Origin of the sequence: Adlercreutzia muris (genome assembly GCF_041223505.1) — a bacterium.
Taxonomy (GTDB): Bacteria; Actinomycetota; Coriobacteriia; order Coriobacteriales; family Eggerthellaceae; genus Adlercreutzia; species Adlercreutzia muris.
The window spans coordinates 1-16,394 of sequence record NZ_JBCLQK010000013.1 but is presented as its reverse complement, the minus strand read 5'-3'; the positions used below and the strand labels follow the sequence as shown (position 1 = coordinate 16,394).

The 16,394-nt window shown below is 66.0% G+C and carries 12 protein-coding genes; all 12 read left to right on the top strand.

Annotated elements, in window-relative coordinates; genetic code table 11:
- The first annotated feature begins 9 nt into the window (after positions 1–9).
- The gene (gene argJ, locus AAK988_RS10320; RefSeq protein ID WP_369880721.1) at positions 10–1,302 is read left to right on the top strand and encodes a bifunctional glutamate N-acetyltransferase/amino-acid acetyltransferase ArgJ; all 1,293 of its coding nucleotides are present in this window, start codon (positions 10–12) and stop codon (positions 1,300–1,302) included.
- Complete coding sequence (gene argB / locus AAK988_RS10315; RefSeq protein WP_160345326.1) at positions 1,299–2,246, top strand: acetylglutamate kinase; 948 nt, start codon at positions 1,299–1,301, stop codon at positions 2,244–2,246. The genes argJ and argB overlap by 4 nt, the downstream gene beginning before the upstream one ends.
- A gap of 9 nt (positions 2,247–2,255) precedes the next feature.
- The gene (locus AAK988_RS10310) at positions 2,256–3,491 is read left to right on the top strand and encodes an aminotransferase class III-fold pyridoxal phosphate-dependent enzyme (RefSeq protein WP_369873797.1); all 1,236 of its coding nucleotides are present in this window, start codon (positions 2,256–2,258) and stop codon (positions 3,489–3,491) included.
- Positions 3,492–4,085: 594 nt separating this feature from the next.
- Positions 4,086–5,486: an argininosuccinate synthase gene (locus AAK988_RS10305; RefSeq protein ID WP_369880720.1), complete on the top strand. Its 1,401-nt coding sequence runs from the start codon at positions 4,086–4,088 to the stop codon at positions 5,484–5,486.
- Positions 5,486–6,877 (top strand): argininosuccinate lyase, encoded by a 1,392-nt coding sequence (gene argH, locus AAK988_RS10300; protein ID WP_369880719.1) that lies wholly within the window; start codon positions 5,486–5,488, stop codon positions 6,875–6,877. The genes AAK988_RS10305 and argH overlap by 1 nt, the downstream gene beginning before the upstream one ends.
- Positions 6,878–7,011: 134 nt before the next feature.
- On the top strand, positions 7,012–9,210 hold the full coding sequence (locus AAK988_RS10295) for a transglycosylase domain-containing protein (protein ID WP_369873799.1): 2,199 nt from the start codon (positions 7,012–7,014) through the stop codon (positions 9,208–9,210).
- Positions 9,211–9,373: 163 nt separating this feature from the next.
- Positions 9,374–9,883 (top strand): hypothetical protein, encoded by a 510-nt coding sequence (locus AAK988_RS10290; protein ID WP_369880717.1) that lies wholly within the window; start codon positions 9,374–9,376, stop codon positions 9,881–9,883.
- 187 nt (positions 9,884–10,070) lie between these two features.
- The gene (locus AAK988_RS10285) at positions 10,071–12,674 is read left to right on the top strand and encodes a U32 family peptidase (RefSeq protein ID WP_369873801.1); all 2,604 of its coding nucleotides are present in this window, start codon (positions 10,071–10,073) and stop codon (positions 12,672–12,674) included.
- Between the two features lie 122 nt (positions 12,675–12,796).
- The gene (tyrS, locus tag AAK988_RS10280; RefSeq protein ID WP_369873802.1) at positions 12,797–14,008 is read left to right on the top strand and encodes a tyrosine--tRNA ligase; all 1,212 of its coding nucleotides are present in this window, start codon (positions 12,797–12,799) and stop codon (positions 14,006–14,008) included.
- Positions 14,009–14,126: 118 nt separating this feature from the next.
- Positions 14,127–14,861: a hypothetical protein gene (locus tag AAK988_RS10275; RefSeq protein WP_369880716.1), complete on the top strand. Its 735-nt coding sequence runs from the start codon at positions 14,127–14,129 to the stop codon at positions 14,859–14,861.
- Between the two features lie 14 nt (positions 14,862–14,875).
- Positions 14,876–15,370 carry an RNA polymerase sigma factor gene (locus tag AAK988_RS10270; protein ID WP_369880715.1) on the top strand — a complete coding sequence of 165 codons (495 nt, stop codon included), beginning with the start codon at positions 14,876–14,878 and terminating at the stop codon, positions 15,368–15,370.
- Positions 15,367–16,299: an anti-sigma-I factor RsgI family protein gene (locus AAK988_RS10265; protein WP_369880714.1), complete on the top strand. Its 933-nt coding sequence runs from the start codon at positions 15,367–15,369 to the stop codon at positions 16,297–16,299. The genes AAK988_RS10270 and AAK988_RS10265 overlap by 4 nt, the downstream gene beginning before the upstream one ends.
- Positions 16,300–16,394: the final 95 nt, after the last annotated feature.

The following is a 16,394-nucleotide window of genomic DNA, read 5'->3' as shown; positions in this document are numbered from 1 at the left end:
GCGAATCCCATGGCAGAGACCACCTTCACCTATCATCCCGAGGGCAACGCTGCCAGCGCCCTCGGTTTTGGTGCCATCGGCACCCATGCGGGCTTCCGTCCCGATCCCGAGCGGCTCGACATGGCTCTCGTGGTGGCCGACGAGCCCTGCGCGGCGGCGGCCACCTTCACCACCAACGTGTTCTGCGCCGCCCCGGTGCGCGTGTCCCGCGAGCATCTGGACGAGGGCGCGCCCGGCCAGCCGGCCTACGGCTGCGCCCGGGCTGTGGTTATCAACTCGGGCATCGCCAACGCCGCCACCGGCGAGCGCGGCCTGGAAGCGGCCCGCGAGACCTGTGAGCTGGTGGGCGAGGCTGTGGGCTGCCCGGCCGACGAGGTGCTCGTGGCCTCCACGGGCGTCATCGGCCAACACCTGCGCCTGGAGCCCTTCGCCACCGGCGTGCCGGCGGCTCTCGCGGCCCTGGCCGCGGCCGACGGGCCCGAAGCGCGCGCGGCCCAGGGCCTCGCGGCGGCCCGGGCCATCATGACCACCGATACGCGCCCCAAGCACGGCGCCGTCACCTTCTCGGGCGACGGCATCGGACATCCGGGCGCCACGTTCACCGTGGGCGGCATGGCCAAGGGGGCCGGCATGATCATGCCGAACATGGCCACCATGATCGCCGTCATCACCACCGATGCGCCCCTTACCCCGCCCGATCTGTCGGCGGCCCTCACGGCCTCGGTGAACCGCAGCTTCAACAAGGTCACCGTGGATTCCGACACTTCTACCAACGACACCTGCTTCGCCCTGGCCTCGGGCGCGGCGGCTCCGGGCGGCCCGACGTTCACTCCGGGCACTCCGGCCTTCGCCGCCTTCCAAGAGGCCCTTGACGAGCTCACGACCACCCTCGCCCGCGAAATGGCCGCCGACGGCGAGGGGGCTACGCGCCTCATCACCGTCACCGTGCGTGGGGCCGCCACGGCCGACGACGCCGACGCGGCCGCCCGCACCGTGGCCAATTCCCCTCTCGTGAAAACGGCCGTGTACGGTCACGATGCCAACTGGGGCCGCGTTGCCGCCGCCCTCGGACGTTCGGGGGCCCGCTTCAACCAGGAGGACGTGGATATCGATATACTGGGGCTGCCCGTATGCCGTGCTGGCCTCGTGGTCGACTTCGACGAGGAAGAGGCGCTGCGTCGCTTCGAGGAGCCGGAGGTGGCCATCGAAGTGGACCTGCATGCGGGGGAGGAGTCGGCAGTCATGTGGACCTGCGACTTCTCCCACGAGTACGTGACGATCAACGGAGATTACCGCTCATGAAGTACGCCATGCAAGCTCGCGCCGAGGGCGTTTCCTCTACCGCCGGCGAAATCCTCTACGAGGCCATGCCCTGGATCAAGCAGGTCACGGGCAAGACCATCGTCATCAAGTACGGCGGCTCGGCCATGGAGAACCCGGAGCTAGCCGCCGAGGTCATGGCCGACATCGTGCTGCTGAAGATCATCGGCATCAACCCGGTGCTCGTCCACGGCGGCGGCAAGGCCATCAACCGCGTGTTCGACCAGTTCGACATCCCCGTGGAGTTCGTGGACGGCCAGCGCGTCACCACGGAGGCGGCCATGGACCTCGTGCGCATGGTGCTCACCGGGGAAGTGAACCAGCAGCTCGTGGAGGCCATGAACGCCCACGGCAACATGGGCGTGGGCATCTCCGGCACCGACGCCGGCGTCATCGTGGCCGAGCAGGCCAGTCCAGCCCTCGGACGCGTGGGAAAGATCACCCGCATCAACACGCCCCTCATCGAGGATTTGGTGGCCGACGATTACATTCCCATCATCGCCTCCATCGCCATCGGCGAGGACGGCGGCTGCTACAACGTGAACGCCGACATCGCGGCCGGCTACATCGCCGCGGCCATCGGCGCCCACAAGATCATCTTCCTCACCGATGTGGACGGCCTCTACGAGGACTACCCCGACCCGGCCTCGCTCATCGCCGAGATGTCGCTGGGGGAGGCCGAGGCCATGATCCGCGGCGACAAGCTGGCCTCGGGCATGATTCCCAAGCTCACGAGCTGTGTGCGCGCCCTGGAATCCGGCGTGAACGGCGCCCATATCATCAACGGCAAGGTGCCCCACGCCCTCCTGCTGGAAATGCTCACCGACTCCGGTATGGGTACCATGGTCACCGGCCTGGCCTCGTCCCAATGCCTGAATTTGTCCCCGGTCGGCAAGTTCGCAGCCAAGCTCATCGAGAACCGTTAGGAGCCCCTTATGACCCTCGCCCGAGAAATGGCCCTGGAATCTGAATACGTGATGGGCACCTTCGCCCGCAAGCCCGTGGAATTCGTGGAAGGCCACGGCATGACGCTGATCGATGACAAGGGGAAGGAATATCTCGACTTCCTCTCCGGTATCGGCGTATGCAGCCTCGGCCACTGTCACCCCGCCATCGCGGCTGCCGTGAGCGATCAGGCCGCCCGGCTCATCCACGTGAGCAACTATTATTACATCGAACACCGCGGAGAAGTGGCGCAGCTACTGTCGAGCATGCTTAACGCCGAGGTTGACGTGGAACATCCCGAGGTGTGGAAGACCTTCTTCGCGAACTCCGGCGCCGAGGCCAACGAGTGCGCCATCAAGCTGGCCCGCCTCTATGCCCGCCGCCGCACTGAAGAGGCGGGGAAGGACGCCGAGCTCGCGCCGCGCCTCATCGTCACTTTGGCCAAGAGCTTCCACGGCCGCACTCTGGCCACCCTGGCCGCCACGGCCCAGCCCGCCAAGCAGGAGGCCTTCCAACCCCTGCCCGCCGGCTTCACCGCCACGCCCATCAACGACGTGGAGGCTCTGGAGCGCCTGTTCGAAACCCAGGGCGACCGCATCTGTGCCGTCATGATCGAGTGCATCCAGGGCGAGAGCGGCGTGCACCCCTGCACCGAGGAGTTCATCGGTGCCATTCGCCGGCTCACGGCCGAGCACGGGGCGCTTATGATCTGCGACGAGGTGCAGAGCGGCATTTTCCGCACCGGCTTGCCCTTCGGCTTCCAGAACTTCGATGTGCTGCCCGATATCGTCACCATGGCCAAGGGCATCGCCTCCGGTATCGTGGCCGGCGCTTGCGCGGCCCGCACCTCTATCGCCGACACCTTCGTCCCGGGCGATCACGGCACCACCTTCGGTGGCTCGAACATCGCCATGGCCGCGGCCCACGTCACGCTCTCCACCCTGCTGGCCCCGGGCACGGCGGCCCGTATCCAGGAGGTGGGCGCCTATATGCGCGAGCGCCTGGCAGCGCTGCCCCACGTGCAGGAGGTGCGCGGCTTCGGGCTCATGAACGGCATCGATCTGACCCACGAGGCCCCCGCCGCCCCCGATGTCGTCGCCGCGGGCTTGGAGGAGGGCTTGGTCTTGAACGCCACCGGTCCGGCCACCCTGCGATTCCTGCCGCCGCTTATCTGCTCCAAGGAAGATGTGGATGCACTCGTCGATAAGCTGGGCGCGCTGCTGTAAAACCTGTACAGTTTGGCATTCCGAAGCGCGGCACTGCACAAAAAGCAGGGCCGCGTTTCCTTTTGCCTGCGCAAGTTGCCAGGTAAAAGCCACAATTTTTTATGCGAGTGCACAGCATTCTGCACAATGAATTTGCGCCGTTTCCCCATATTTTTCCTAATTCTGGGTTGACGGCTCAGGAATTGGGGCATAATAGCCGCCAGTTGCACGGCCAGGGGCCACCGGCCCCATAACTCGGATGGCCGCGCACCCGCGAGAGGAACAGGTTCATGATGCACGCAGCAGCTCAGAGCGAAACAGCCGCCGGCGCCAGCGCCGCGGCTGTGCTGCGTCCTTTCTCCCCCTCTCTCTTCACCACGGCCGGCGCCGATCGACGCCGACGTAGCCGCGGTCTGCGACGCCGACGCGCGTAACGCAGACGAACTGCGGGGCCTGTGCGCCCCTTCGGTCCGTCATCGTTTCCGGCGGACCGCAAGCGGCCCGTCCGGGTCCGCGAGATTGCCGTGGTGTATCCCTTGCCATTCCATTCTTGAATCGCGCCTTTGCGAGCCGGGCAGTGCCGTTGCATACCCATCTCGTAAGAAAGGCCCGATCATGACCAGCAACACGTCCGCCGCATCCAACAGCAACGCCTCCTCGTCCCTCCATGATGCCCTGCACATCACAGCTCAGCCCGCTCCCGGCGAGAAAGAGCGGGTGGTGCTCGCCTATTCCGGCGGCCTGGACACGTCGGTGTGCATCAAGTGGCTCCAGGAAACCTACGACCTCGACGTCATCGCCGTGGTGGGTGATCTGGGCCAGGAGCACGACGGCCTGGAGGCGGTGAAGGCCAAGGCCCTGGCCACCGGCGCCATCGGCTGCGCGGTCATCGACATGCGGGAGGCCTTTGCCGACGAGTACCTGACCTGCGCGCTGGCGGCCAATGCCCTGTACGAGAACAAGTACCCGCTTGTGAGCGCTCTGTCGCGTCCCCTCATTGCCAAGCACCTCGTGGCGGTGGCCCACGCCTTCGGTGCCAAGTACGTGGCCCACGGCTGCACCGGCAAGGGCAACGATCAGGTGCGCTTCGAGTCCTCCGTGCTCATGCTGGACCCCACCTTGAAGATTCTCTCCCCAGTGCGCGACTGGGATCTGGGCTGCCGGGCCGATGAGATCGCCTGGGCCGCGGCCCACGGCGTGCCGGTGAAGGCTACCGCCGAGGCGCCCTATTCCATTGACGACAACCTGTGGGGAAGGGCTATCGAATGCGGCGTGCTGGAAGACCCCTGGTGCGAGCCGCCCGCCGATATCTACACCATGACCGCCGATCCTGTCAGCGCTCCCGATGCGCCCGTCTACGTGGAAATCGCCTTCGAACAGGGAATTCCCTGCGCTTTGGATGGAAAGCCCCTGTCCCTTCTCGACATCATCTACGCCCTGAACGAGATCGCCGGCGCCCATGGCTTCGGCCGCATCGACATGATCGAGAACCGGCTCGTAGGCGTGAAGAGCCGCGAGTGCTACGAGGTGCCCGGCGCCCTGACGCTCATCCAGGCCCACAAGGCCCTAGAGGACTTGTGCCTGGAGCGGGGCGTGCTGCATCAGAAGCTGGCCCTGGAGCAGACCTGGGCCGAGTCGGTGTACAACGGCCTGTGGTTCTCGCCGCTCAAGGAGGCCCTCGATGCCTTCCTCGGCCACACCCAGCAGTGCGTGACGGGCACGGTGAAGGTGAAGCTGTACAAGGGCAGCTGCACGGTGGTGGGGCGCAAGAGCCCGTTCTCGCTCTACGACTTCGGTCTGGCCACCTACGATGCCGATGACGCCTTCGACCATCAGGCCGCCAAGGGCTTCATCGATATCCACGGCCTGTCCTGCAAGGTGTGGGCTGAGAATCGGCTCGCCAACGATGCCCGCATGCCCGCCTTCGCCGACGTAGATGTCACCAACGCCGCTTGTCGGGCCGTAGTGGACGAGGCCGAAGATATCCTGCACGACGCGGGGAAGGTGTGTGCGTAATGGCGCTCTGGTCGGGAAGATTCACCGAAGGCGCCGATGCCTTCACCCAGCAATTCGGGGCGTCGCTGCCTGTGGATGAGAAGCTGTATGCCCAGGACATCGCCGGGTCGGTGGCCCACGGGCAGATGCTCGCGGCCCAGGGCGTCATCAGCGCCGAGGACGCGGCGGCCATCGTCGAGGGCCTGGTCGCCATCAAGGCCGACATAGAGGGCGGCACGCTGGTCTTCGACGTGCAGCAGAGCGAGGACGTGCACATGGCCATCGAGGCGGAGCTGACGGCCCGCATCGGCGACGCGGGTGCGCGGCTGCACACGGGTCGCTCGCGCAACGACCAGGTGGCCACCGACACGCACCTGTACGCGAAGCAGCGCGCGGCCGATCTCATGGCCGCCAACGTGGCCCTGCGCGAGGCGCTCGTTACCCAGGCCGAGGCGCACTTCGACGTCATTCTGCCGGGCTATACCCACCTGCAGCACGCCCAGCCGGTGCTCTTCTCGCACCACCTGCTCGCCTACGCGCACATGCTCGCCCGCGACTTCGAGCGCCTGGCCGCCGCCCGGGCCGCAGCCGATGCGAGCCCCCTGGGCGCGGCGGCGCTCGCCGGTACCACCTACCCGCTCGATCGGCACGCCACCGCGGCCGCCCTCGGCTTCGCGCGCCCCATCCCCAACTCGCTCGATGCCGTGTCCGACCGCGACTTTCTGCTCGACCTCATCTACGCTTGCAGCGTGTCGTGTCTGCACCTGTCGCGCCTGTGCGAGGAGATCATCCTGTGGTCCACCGCCGAGTTCGGCTTCATCACGCTCTCCGATGCCTATGCGACGGGCTCCTCCATCATGCCCCAGAAGAAGAATCCTGACTTCGCCGAGCTCATCCGCGGCAAGTCGGGCCGGGTCGTGGGCGATCTGGTGGCCCTCATGATGACGCTGAAGTCGCTGCCGCTCGCCTACAACAAGGACTTGCAGGAGGACAAGGAAGGCGCCATGGACGCCGCCGACACGCTTGAGGACTGCTACCGGTGCGCCGCCGGCATGGTGGCCACCATGATCGTGCATCCCGAGGCTATGATGGCCCAAGCGAAGAAGGGCTACCTGGCCGCCACCGATGTGGCCGACTACCTGGCGAAGAAGGGGCTGCCCTTCCGCCGCGCCCACGAGGTGGTGGGACACCTGGTGCTTTTGTGCGAGCAGCGGGGCTGCGATTTGGAGGACCTCACGCTCGCCGACTTCCAGGCGGAAAGCGACCTCTTTGAGGCCGACATCGTCAACTGCCTGAACCTCCCGGCCATCGTGGCCGCCCGCACCACTTACGGCGGCACGGGACATGCCGCCGTGCGCGAGCAGCTCGCCGAGGTGGAGGCCGCCCTCGCCGCCGACTGCGCACGGCTGTAGGGCCTCGGTCCCGGGGCGGGCTCCGTGTCCTGCCCCGGCGCCCTCTGTGCTTTTTCCCGAGAGGATGTGCCGAACTCGTGGCTGTACTTGCGCGATGCTAAAATGGCGATCACCTATAACGATGGAGGTATTTCGTGGGCTCACGTGCAATGAAGCGCCGCAACGGCACTCGGACGAAGAACAAGAAGGCGCCGATTCTCGGTATCATCTCGGTGATCGTGCTGGCCATTGCCGCAGGCGTGTTCGGGGTGTACACCCTGTGCAATTCGTGGCTGGAGGATCTGCCCGACTACCAGAACGCCGATGCGTACAACTCGGCCCAGCCGACCTACGTGTACGCCTCCGACGGCACCACGCTGCTCGCCGAGTTCCAGCTTGAGAACCGCGAGCCGGTAGCCCTCGACCAGGTGAGCGAGTACGTGCTGAAGGGCACCGTGGCCACCGAGGACGAGCGCTTCTACAGCCACGCCGGCGTGGACTATCTGGGCGTGGCCCGTGCGCTCGTGAACAACCTCATGGGCGGCGCGCTCGAGGGCGCCTCCACCATTACCCAGCAGTTCGTGCGCAACACCATCCTGTCCGAGGAGATGCGCGACATCTCCTTCAAGCGCAAGATCCGCGAGATGTACATCTCCCAGAAGCTCGAGGAGCAGTACACCAAAGACGAGATCCTGCTTATGTACTTGAACACCATCAACTACGGCTCGGGCGCCTACGGCATCGAGGCCGCCGCCGAGCGCTATTTCTCGAAGGATGCGAAGGACCTTACGCTGAACGAGGCCGCCACGCTCGTGGGCATTCCCCAGTCGCCCACCTACAACAACCCCATCGACTACCCCGAGAACTGCCTTAAGCGCCGCAACACAGTGCTCGACCGCATGGTGTCCAACAATGTCATCACGGCCGAGGAGGCCGAGGCGGTGAAGGCCGAGCCCATCGAGCTGAATCCCTCCGAGCCCTCCATGACCGGCATCGTGGACTACCCCTACTTCACGAGCTACGTGCGCAACCAGTTGACGAACCCCGACGGCAAATACGCCTATTCCACCGCCGAGTTGTTCAAGGGCGGCTTGAAGGTGACCACCACCCTCGATGTGGGCGTGCAGCAGGCGGCCGACGAGGCCGCGGCCGAGAAGGAGGACGAGGCGGGCGATCCCTTCGAGGTGTCCATGGCCGTCGTCGATCCCGACAACGGCTACATCAAGGCCCTCGTGGGCGGCCACGACTACGAGAGCTCCCAGGTGAACATGGCCACCGGCGAGGGCGGCTCGGGCCGGCAGGCCGGTTCGTCCTTCAAACTGTTCACCCTGATGGCGGCCCTCAACGAGGGCATCGATCCCGAAACGCTCATCGATGCCGGCCGCAAGGTGGAGCTCGAGGGCGGCGAGCCGGTGTACAACAACGACCGCGCCGACTATGGCACGCGCACCATCAAGAGCGCCTTCGGTGTGTCGTCGAACACCGCCTTCATCCGCCTGCTGCTGTCGGTGGGCGTGGACAAGGTCATCGAGATGGCGAAGTCCATGGGCATCACCTCCGACATGCCCGCCGTGGCCGGTCTCACCCTCGGTATCGGCTCAGTCACGCCTCTGGAAATGGCCGACGCCTATGCCACGGTGGCCAACGGCGGGGTGCACTACGATCCCGAGTGCATCGTGAAGATCGAGGACCGTAACGGCAACGTCATCGTCGACAACACCGACCCCACCGGCGAGCGCGTCTTCTCCAAGGAAGTGGCCCGTGCGGCCATCGACTGCATGGAGGTGGTTATCGACAACGGCACCGGTAAGGCGGCGCGTCCCTCCAACGGCCAGGAGGCCGGCGGCAAGACCGGCACCACCGACGACAAGAAGGACAGCTGGTTCTGCGGCATCACCCCCCAGTACTCCGTGGCCATCTGGCTGGGCGACCGCAGCGACTACTCGGAGGCGAAGTCGCCGGGCACCACGGCGGCGAGCGTCTTCGGCGACTTCATCGACCGCGTCATCTCCTCCGACCAGACCGAGAAGTTCTTCACGGCCGACAAGCCCCAGTACAAGAAGGACTACCGCGACGAGGAGAATCATATCGGCGGCTACTACAGCAAGGAAAAGGACAAGGATAAGGACGAGGAGAAGGACGAGGAAACCGAGGAGCCGACCGACGAGGCCCCGGAGGGTGAGGGGAACAATCCCGTCGAGCCCACGCCGACGCCCGATCCTGCTCCCACGCCGACCCCTGAGCCGACCCCGGAACCCGAGCCCGAGCCCACGCCGACGCCTGACCCCGAGCCCACGCCCGATCCGACCCCGCCGCCCGACACCGGCGGAGATGGCGGCGGTGCGGCTGGCTAGACCCTCCCGCTCTTGGAATTGTTGCGATCCCGTGACGGTGCGGTTCGCGGCTGTCCCGCGACTGCTATGATGGATGGTGAAATCTGAGAGGGCGCTGCCGGCATCGGCGGCGCCCTTTGCAAAACGAGATGGCGCCCGCGGGCGCCCGATGGGAGTGGAACCCATGAACCGAAAGACAATCGCGCGCATGACGGCCGCTCTGGCCGGAGTGATTCTGGCTGGCGGTCTCTTGGCCGGCTGCATGTCGCCGAATGCCGGCGCCACCGACCAGCAGCAGGCCAACCGCACCTACATGACCCAGGTGAATCGGGCCATGGAGGATCTGAACGGACGTCTGGCCGGCTTCGACGAGGCCGTGGCCCAGGGCAATCCCGTGAATATGCGCGCCAAGGCCGATGACGCCTTCGCGGCCATCGACGATCTGGCGGCCATCGAGACCCCCGATGCCATGAAGGACCTCCAGAAGGGCTACGTCGACGGGTGCACCGCTCTCAAGGACGCGCTCAATGGCTACGTCGATCTCTACACGGAAATCGACAGCGCCACCGAGGAGCACCCCTTCGACTTCGGCACCTACGATGACCGCATCAAGGCGGTACAGGACAAGTACAACGAGGGCATCGATCAGTTGAAGGCCGCCGACGAAGAGGCCCTGAAGCTGAACGAGGACTAAGTTTGTTTCGTCGTTGCTAACGCAACGACGAGGACGCCGACGCTGCGGGCCCGACAGGCACCTGCCTCTGCGCTTCACCGCTTACCCTCACGTACGAAGTACGCTCGGCCGCGGTTTAGCACAGATCCAGGCACCTGTCGGGCCCTCGCTGACTTCCTTGGGCGAACCTATGATGAGGAGTAAAAGAGTGAGAAAAGTTGAACTGCTGGCACCCGCCGGCAATGAGGCGGCGCTTCACGCGGCCGTGGCGGCCGGGGCCGATGCGGTGTACCTGGGGCTCGAGGCCTTCAATGCGCGGCGCGGTGCCGACAACTTCACCATCGACACGCTGCGGGAGGCCTGCGCCTATGCGCACCTGCGCGGCGTTTCGGTCTATGTGACCATGAACACGGTGATCCTGCCGGGCGAGGTAGATGCGGCGCTGGAGTGCGTGCGCCAGGCCTACCGCGCCGGCGCCGACGGCTTCATCGTGCAGGATATCGGCCTGGCTGCCGAGATCACCCGCACGCTGCCCGAGGCATCGCTGCACCTGTCCACCCAGATGAACACCCACAATCTGGCCGGTGTGCGGGCAGCGGCCCGCCTGGGCGCCGAGCGCATCACCCTGGCTCGCGAGCTTTCCCTGCCCGAGGTGGCGCTGCTGTGCGCCGCCGCGGCCGAGGAGGGCATCGAGGTGGAGGTCTTCGCTCACGGGGCGCTCTGCGTGTGCTATTCCGGCCAGTGCTTCATGTCCTCCATGATCGGCGGCCGCTCGGCCAATCGCGGCATGTGCGCCCAGGCCTGTCGTTTGCCCTACGAGCTGAAGAACGGCGCGCTGCAGAAGAGTCTGCCCTCCCCGGGTGATCATCTGCTCTCGCCCCAGGATCTCTGCACGGTGGATATGGTGCCCCAGCTGGTGGAGGCCGGTGTGGCCTCTCTCAAGATCGAGGGCCGCATGAAGTCCCCCGAGTACGTGGCCGCTGTGGTGGCCGTCTACCGCAAGGCCCTCGACGGCGCCCTGGCCGCCCGGGCGGCCGAAGATGCCACTGAGGATGCAATCGAGGCCTCCGTCCCCACGGCGCCGGTTACCGACGATGACCGCACGCGCCTGGCCGAGGCCTTCTCCCGCGGCTTCACCACAGCCTATCTGGAAGGGGAGCGCGGCAACGCCATCATGAGCTACCAGCGCCCCAACAATCGTGGTCTGTTCCTCGGTCGGGTGGACGAGGTGCGCGACGGGGCCGCCTTCCTCGGCAGCTCCCAGGTTCTGGCCGAGGGTGACGTGCTGGAATTCTGGACCCGCAAGGGCAATGCCGTGGCTACCCTGGGCCCCGTGCGCACCGATCGGAAGGGCCGCTACCACATTCCCCTTGACAGCAAGACGCGCACGGTGCGTGCCGGCGACCGCGTCTTTCGCGTGCGCAGCGCCGAGGCCGCCTTCACCGACGATGCTCGCGAGCCCCGGGTTCCCATCGTGGGCGTGGCCACGCTCCATGTGGGGGAGCCTCTTGCCGTGAAGTTCCACCCTGCGACGGTGGCCGATCTGCGGGAGGTCGGCTTCGTTGACGACGGTTCCCTGACCGAGGCCCTCGACTTCGCCACGGCCGACGGCCTGGCCGCCACAGCGGCCATCGCCCGTCGTCTCTCGATGCTTCCCGAAGTTCCCGTGGGCAGCGCCGAGGGCGCGCCGGTGGAGACGGCCCGCACCCGCCCCGTCTCCTTCGAAGACGTGGCGGCCCATATCGACCGTTTGGGCAACACCCCCTTCCAGCTGGTGCGCCTCACGGTGGATATGGACGACGGGGTCGGCATCGGCTTCTCGGCCCTTCACGGCGTGCGGGCCCGGGCCCTCGATGATCTCGCCGCGGCCCTGAACGCCCCCTGGGCCGGTCGCCGCCTGCCCCGGGTGGCCGATCGCGAGCCTTTGCCCGCAGCCCACCCGTCCGGCTGCCGCATCGCCGTCACCGTGACCAACCCCGCCTGCGCCCGCGCCGCCAAGCGCGCCGGGGCGCATCTCATCTACGTGCCGGCCCTCAACTACCGCCGGGGCGAGGCGGTCATCGCCGGTCAGAAGAACGCTGCCGCCGAGCAGGCCGGCTATCCCAAGGGCTGCATTCCCATCATGCCCGTGGTCGATCACGAGGCCGTCGGCCTGTCCCGTGAGGCCGCCGTGGCCTACGACGTGTGGAAGTACACCGATAAGGGCAAGCCGCTCATGGCCGAGAGCCTCGCTTCCCTGGAGCGGGCCGACGAGGAGGGGGCGCTCATCAGCGTCGGCGCCCACGTGCCCGTCACCAACGAGCTGGCCCTGCGCACGGTGCGCGAGATGTACGGGGCCGAGCGCGTGTGGCTTTCCCCTGAGCTTACCCTGCGCCAGATCGAGGACCTTGCCCACGATGCCCCGCTGGAGCTGGGCGTGCTGCTCATCGGCGCCACCGAGCTCATGGTCACCGAGCACTGCATGCTCATGAGCCAGGGCCCCTGCAACGAGGACTGCGCCACCTGCCCGCGCCGCAAGAGCCCCCATTTCCTCAAGGATCGCAAGGGCTTCGAGTTCCCCGTCATCACCGATGCCATGGGCCGCAGCCACCTGTACAACGCCGTGGAGCTGGACGTGGCCTCGTCTATGCCCGAGCTCATGGCCGCCGGCATCTCCGCCTTCATGGTGGACGCCACCCTCATGAACGCCGAGGAGACCGCCCATGCCGTCGGCCGCGCCATCCGCGCCCTGCACGTGGCCCAAAACGACGGCAACGCCATCGCGAAAATGCCCAACACCACCTCCGGCCACCTCTACCGCGGCGTTTCCTAGCCGCCTGCTCCTGCGCCACGCCAGCGGCTCGGGGTTTTCGCCTCGGGCCGCTTCATTTTTCCTTGTGCTAGAATTCCCTACGCTTATATATAGGTACACAGAGACTGAAAAGCGGGTGCTTCATGCTTACTCCTGAGGAACAACTGCACATCATCAAGTCCGGTACGGCGAACATCGTTCCCGAGGCCGCGCTTCTGGAGAAGCTGAAGCGCGGTGTGCCCCTGAACATCAAGCTCGGCGTGGATCCCACGGCTCCCGATATCCACATCGGCCACGCCGTGCCCCTGCGCAAGCTGCGCCAGTTCCAAGATCTGGGCCATCAGGTCACCCTCATTATCGGCGATGGTACCGCGCTCATCGGCGACCCGTCGGGCCGCAACTCCACGCGCCCGCAGCTCTCCCGCGACCAGATCAAGGAGAACGCCCAGACCTACGTGGACCAAGCCTTCAAAATCCTCGATCCCGAGAAGACCGTCCTGCGCTACAACTCCGAGTGGATCCTCGATCTGAACATGGAGTCCCTGCTCAAGCTGCTGGCGAACTTCACCGTGGCCCGCATTTTGGAGCGCGATGACTTCCACAACCGCTACACGTCCGGTCAGTCCATCAGCCTGCACGAGTTCCTCTATCCGGTTATGCAGGCCTACGACTCCGTGGTCATCAAGGCCGACGTGGAGCTGGGCGGCACCGATCAGCTGTTCAACCTGCTTGCCGGCCGCGAGCTCATGGAGAAGATGGGCATGGAGCCCCAGGTCTGCCTCACTCTGCCGCTTCTGGAGGGCACCGACGGCGTGAAGAAGATGTCGAAGAGCTACGGCAACTACATCGGGCTCACCGACGAGCCGGCCGACATGTTCGGCAAGGTCATGTCCATCCCCGACGAGCTTATGGTGAAGTACTACCGCCTGGCCTCCACCGAGTCCGTCGACGAGATTGACGCCATCGAGGCGGGGCTGGCGGCCGATGAGCTGCATCCCAACAAGGTGAAGCGGGCGCTCGCCCGCAACATCGTGGCCGCCTACCATGGTAATCTTGCGGCTGAGGAGGCCGAGGCCGCTTTCGACCTCGTGTTCAAGCAGCATGCCGTCCCCGAGGACATCGCCGAGTTCGCCGCCGACCTGACCCCCAACGACGAGGGGCTCGTCTATGTGGCGCGCCTCATCCACCAGGCGGGGCTCGCGAGCAGCGTGAGCGAGGCGCGCAGCCTCATCGATCAGGGCGGCGTGAAGGTCAACGGCGAGGCTTTGGCCCCCAAGGCCTACAATGTGGAGCCGGCCCTGCTGGAGGGGGCCGTCATCCAGGTGGGCAAGCGCAAGTTCGTCCGCCTCGTGTAGGCCTTCTCGCGTCGGCAGCGGGCGTTCCGAAAAGTTTTTCAAATTTCTTGCAAGGATTCGCAAGGCTGAATCGTGTTACTTGCAGAGACGGAAGAGAACTCAAGGAGGAGCTTGAACCATGAAGAAGTCCACATTCGCCATTATCATCGCGCTCGTTGCGGCTCTGTGTGTGCCGGCAGTGGCGTTTGCCGCGCTCTCTCCGAGCCCTGCGGCTGAGCCGCTTGCCCCGGCCCAGGCTCCCAAGCCGGCCGCCCAGGCCAAGGCTAATCCGGCTCCCGAGGCTCCGGCCGAGGCCGAGAAGGTCGCTGCGGCGGACGAGGCCCCCGAGCCCGAGGCGGTTCCCGAGTCTGGGGCCCAGCCGGCTCCCGAGGGCCAGGGTGCCTCCCGCTCCTATGGCTACCACCATCCCGAGAGCCACGCCGGCTCCTGCGGCGGCTATGCCGATGCCGATGGCGACGGCCTGTGCGACAACTGCGGTGCCACCGGGGCTGCCTGTCCCAACTACACCGATGCTGACGGCAACGGCATCTGCGACAACTACGGCGATTGCCCCCGTGGCACCAACGCCTGCCCCGGCTATGCCGACGTTGACGGCGATGGCGTCTGCGACAATTGCACGGGCAATGGCGCGAACTGCCCCGGCTACGTCGATGCCGATAACGATGGTGTCTGTGATAACTACGGTAGTGGTGCCGGTAATGGTAATGGCAATGGCGCTGGCAGTGGCAACGGCGGCGGTCGTGGCTACGTGGACGACAACGACAATGGCGTCTGCGACAACTACGAGAACGGCACCGGCGGTCGCGGTCATCATGGCGGCGGTCAGGGTCGTGGTCACGGATGCATGCGCTAGGTTGCCTCTGATCGGTGCGGCCCGCTGACGACATAGAGCAAACCATGACGCGCCACGGCGATACCGTCTGGCGCGTCTGCCTTAACGCCCTGCGCCGCCCTGCCGACGCGGAAGACGCCTTCCAGGATGCGTTTCTGAAGTACGCCCTCGCCGACGAAAAGGCCTTTGCCGACGAGGAGCATCGTAAGGCGTGGCTCATCCGCGTCGCCACCAATACCTGCCGCGATATGCAGCGACGAGTTGCATGGAACGCGGCTTCGTTGGAGGCGGAGGGCTGCACCGCCGACGCTCCCGTGTCCAGCGACCCCGCCGTCCAGCCCGATTCCCGTATCGCCGAGGTGCTCGATGCCATGAACAACCTCGACGATCCGCCCCGCACCCCCGTGTACCTCGCCCTGTACGAGGGCTATACGGCCCCTGAGATCGCCACCATGATGGATGCCCCGGTGAACACCGTCTACAGCTGGATCGCCCGCGGCAAGAAGACGCTGAAGGAGGCTCTGCAATGACCGATATCGAACAGCGCCTGCGCGAAGCCTACGAATCCCAGCATCTTCCCGCCCCCGTGCGTGCCCGCACCCTCGCCGCCATCGAAGAGGCCCGCCATTGCCAGGAGGGTGGTGGTGAGGTGGCCTCCCCCCAGCCGTGCGCCGGCCTTGCTTCGTCGGATGAGGTGGCCGAATCGAAGAGTCTGCCTGCTCTCCCCGCTCTTACCCCGGCTGAGACGGGGGCTCTGGCCCGGCAGGCCGTGGCGTCCGCGTCTCTGCGCTCCCGTCGCCGTCCGTGCGCCCGTTTCGTGACGGCGCTGGCAGCGTGCCTGCTGCTCGTGCTGGCAGCTTTCGGCGTCTGCGGGGTCTATCAGACGCCTTCGGCCTATGTGGATATTGACGTGAATCCTGCCATCGAGCTGACCGTGAACCCCTTCGGCGTGGTCATCGGCGCCGACGCCCTCAACGATGATGGTCGCACCGTGCTCGATGCGGTGTCCGTGCTGCATCGTCCCTATAAGGTCGCCATAGACACCCTCATGGCCAGTGAGGTTTTCGCCTCCTATGCTGACGCCGATGCCTTCATCGACATCAATGTCGTGTCGGAGAACGACCGCCTGGGATCAGATCTTGTGGCCCAGAGCGATGCCGCCATGGCCTCCATGCCCTGCGAGCACGCCTGTCAGCGCACCGACGCCGACACACGCGACGCTGCGGCAGAGGTGGGCCTGTGCGTCGGTCGCTACCAGGCGGCCCAGGAACTTATGGAGCTCGATCCCTCCTATACGCTCGAAGACTGCGCTTCCATGTCCATGCGCCAGCTGCGCGATCACATCGATGCCTGCCACAGCGAAGGCGCGGGAGACGAGGCTTCCATCGCTTCCTCCGGAAGCGGTGCGCATCAGGGCCGTGGAGGCGGTCACGGCGGTCATGGCCGCCACGGAAATTAGTTTTTCCAAAAAAGCCGAAAATCCCCCCTTGCGCGATCCGCCGGACGGTGTATCATATGCAGTCCGCGCTCGGGGAAGGCGCGGCCGCCGGGCCC

What these genes read in the sequence shown, in the direction of transcription:
- AAK988_RS10290 (WP_369880717.1), top strand. Translation starts at nt 9,374, where the DNA reads ATGAACCGAAAGACAATCGCGCGCATGACGGCCGCTCTGGCCGGAGTG.
- argJ (WP_369880721.1), top strand. Translation starts at nt 10, where the DNA reads ATGGCAGAGACCACCTTCACCTATCATCCCGAGGGCAACGCTGCCAGC.
- argH (WP_369880719.1), top strand. Translation starts at nt 5,486, where the DNA reads ATGGCGCTCTGGTCGGGAAGATTCACCGAAGGCGCCGATGCCTTCACC.
- argB (WP_160345326.1), top strand. Translation starts at nt 1,299, where the DNA reads ATGAAGTACGCCATGCAAGCTCGCGCCGAGGGCGTTTCCTCTACCGCC.
- AAK988_RS10265 (WP_369880714.1), top strand. Translation starts at nt 15,367, where the DNA reads ATGACCGATATCGAACAGCGCCTGCGCGAAGCCTACGAATCCCAGCAT.
- tyrS (WP_369873802.1), top strand. Translation starts at nt 12,797, where the DNA reads ATGCTTACTCCTGAGGAACAACTGCACATCATCAAGTCCGGTACGGCG.
- AAK988_RS10310 (WP_369873797.1), top strand. Translation starts at nt 2,256, where the DNA reads ATGACCCTCGCCCGAGAAATGGCCCTGGAATCTGAATACGTGATGGGC.
- AAK988_RS10305 (WP_369880720.1), top strand. Translation starts at nt 4,086, where the DNA reads ATGACCAGCAACACGTCCGCCGCATCCAACAGCAACGCCTCCTCGTCC.
- AAK988_RS10275 (WP_369880716.1), top strand. Translation starts at nt 14,127, where the DNA reads ATGAAGAAGTCCACATTCGCCATTATCATCGCGCTCGTTGCGGCTCTG.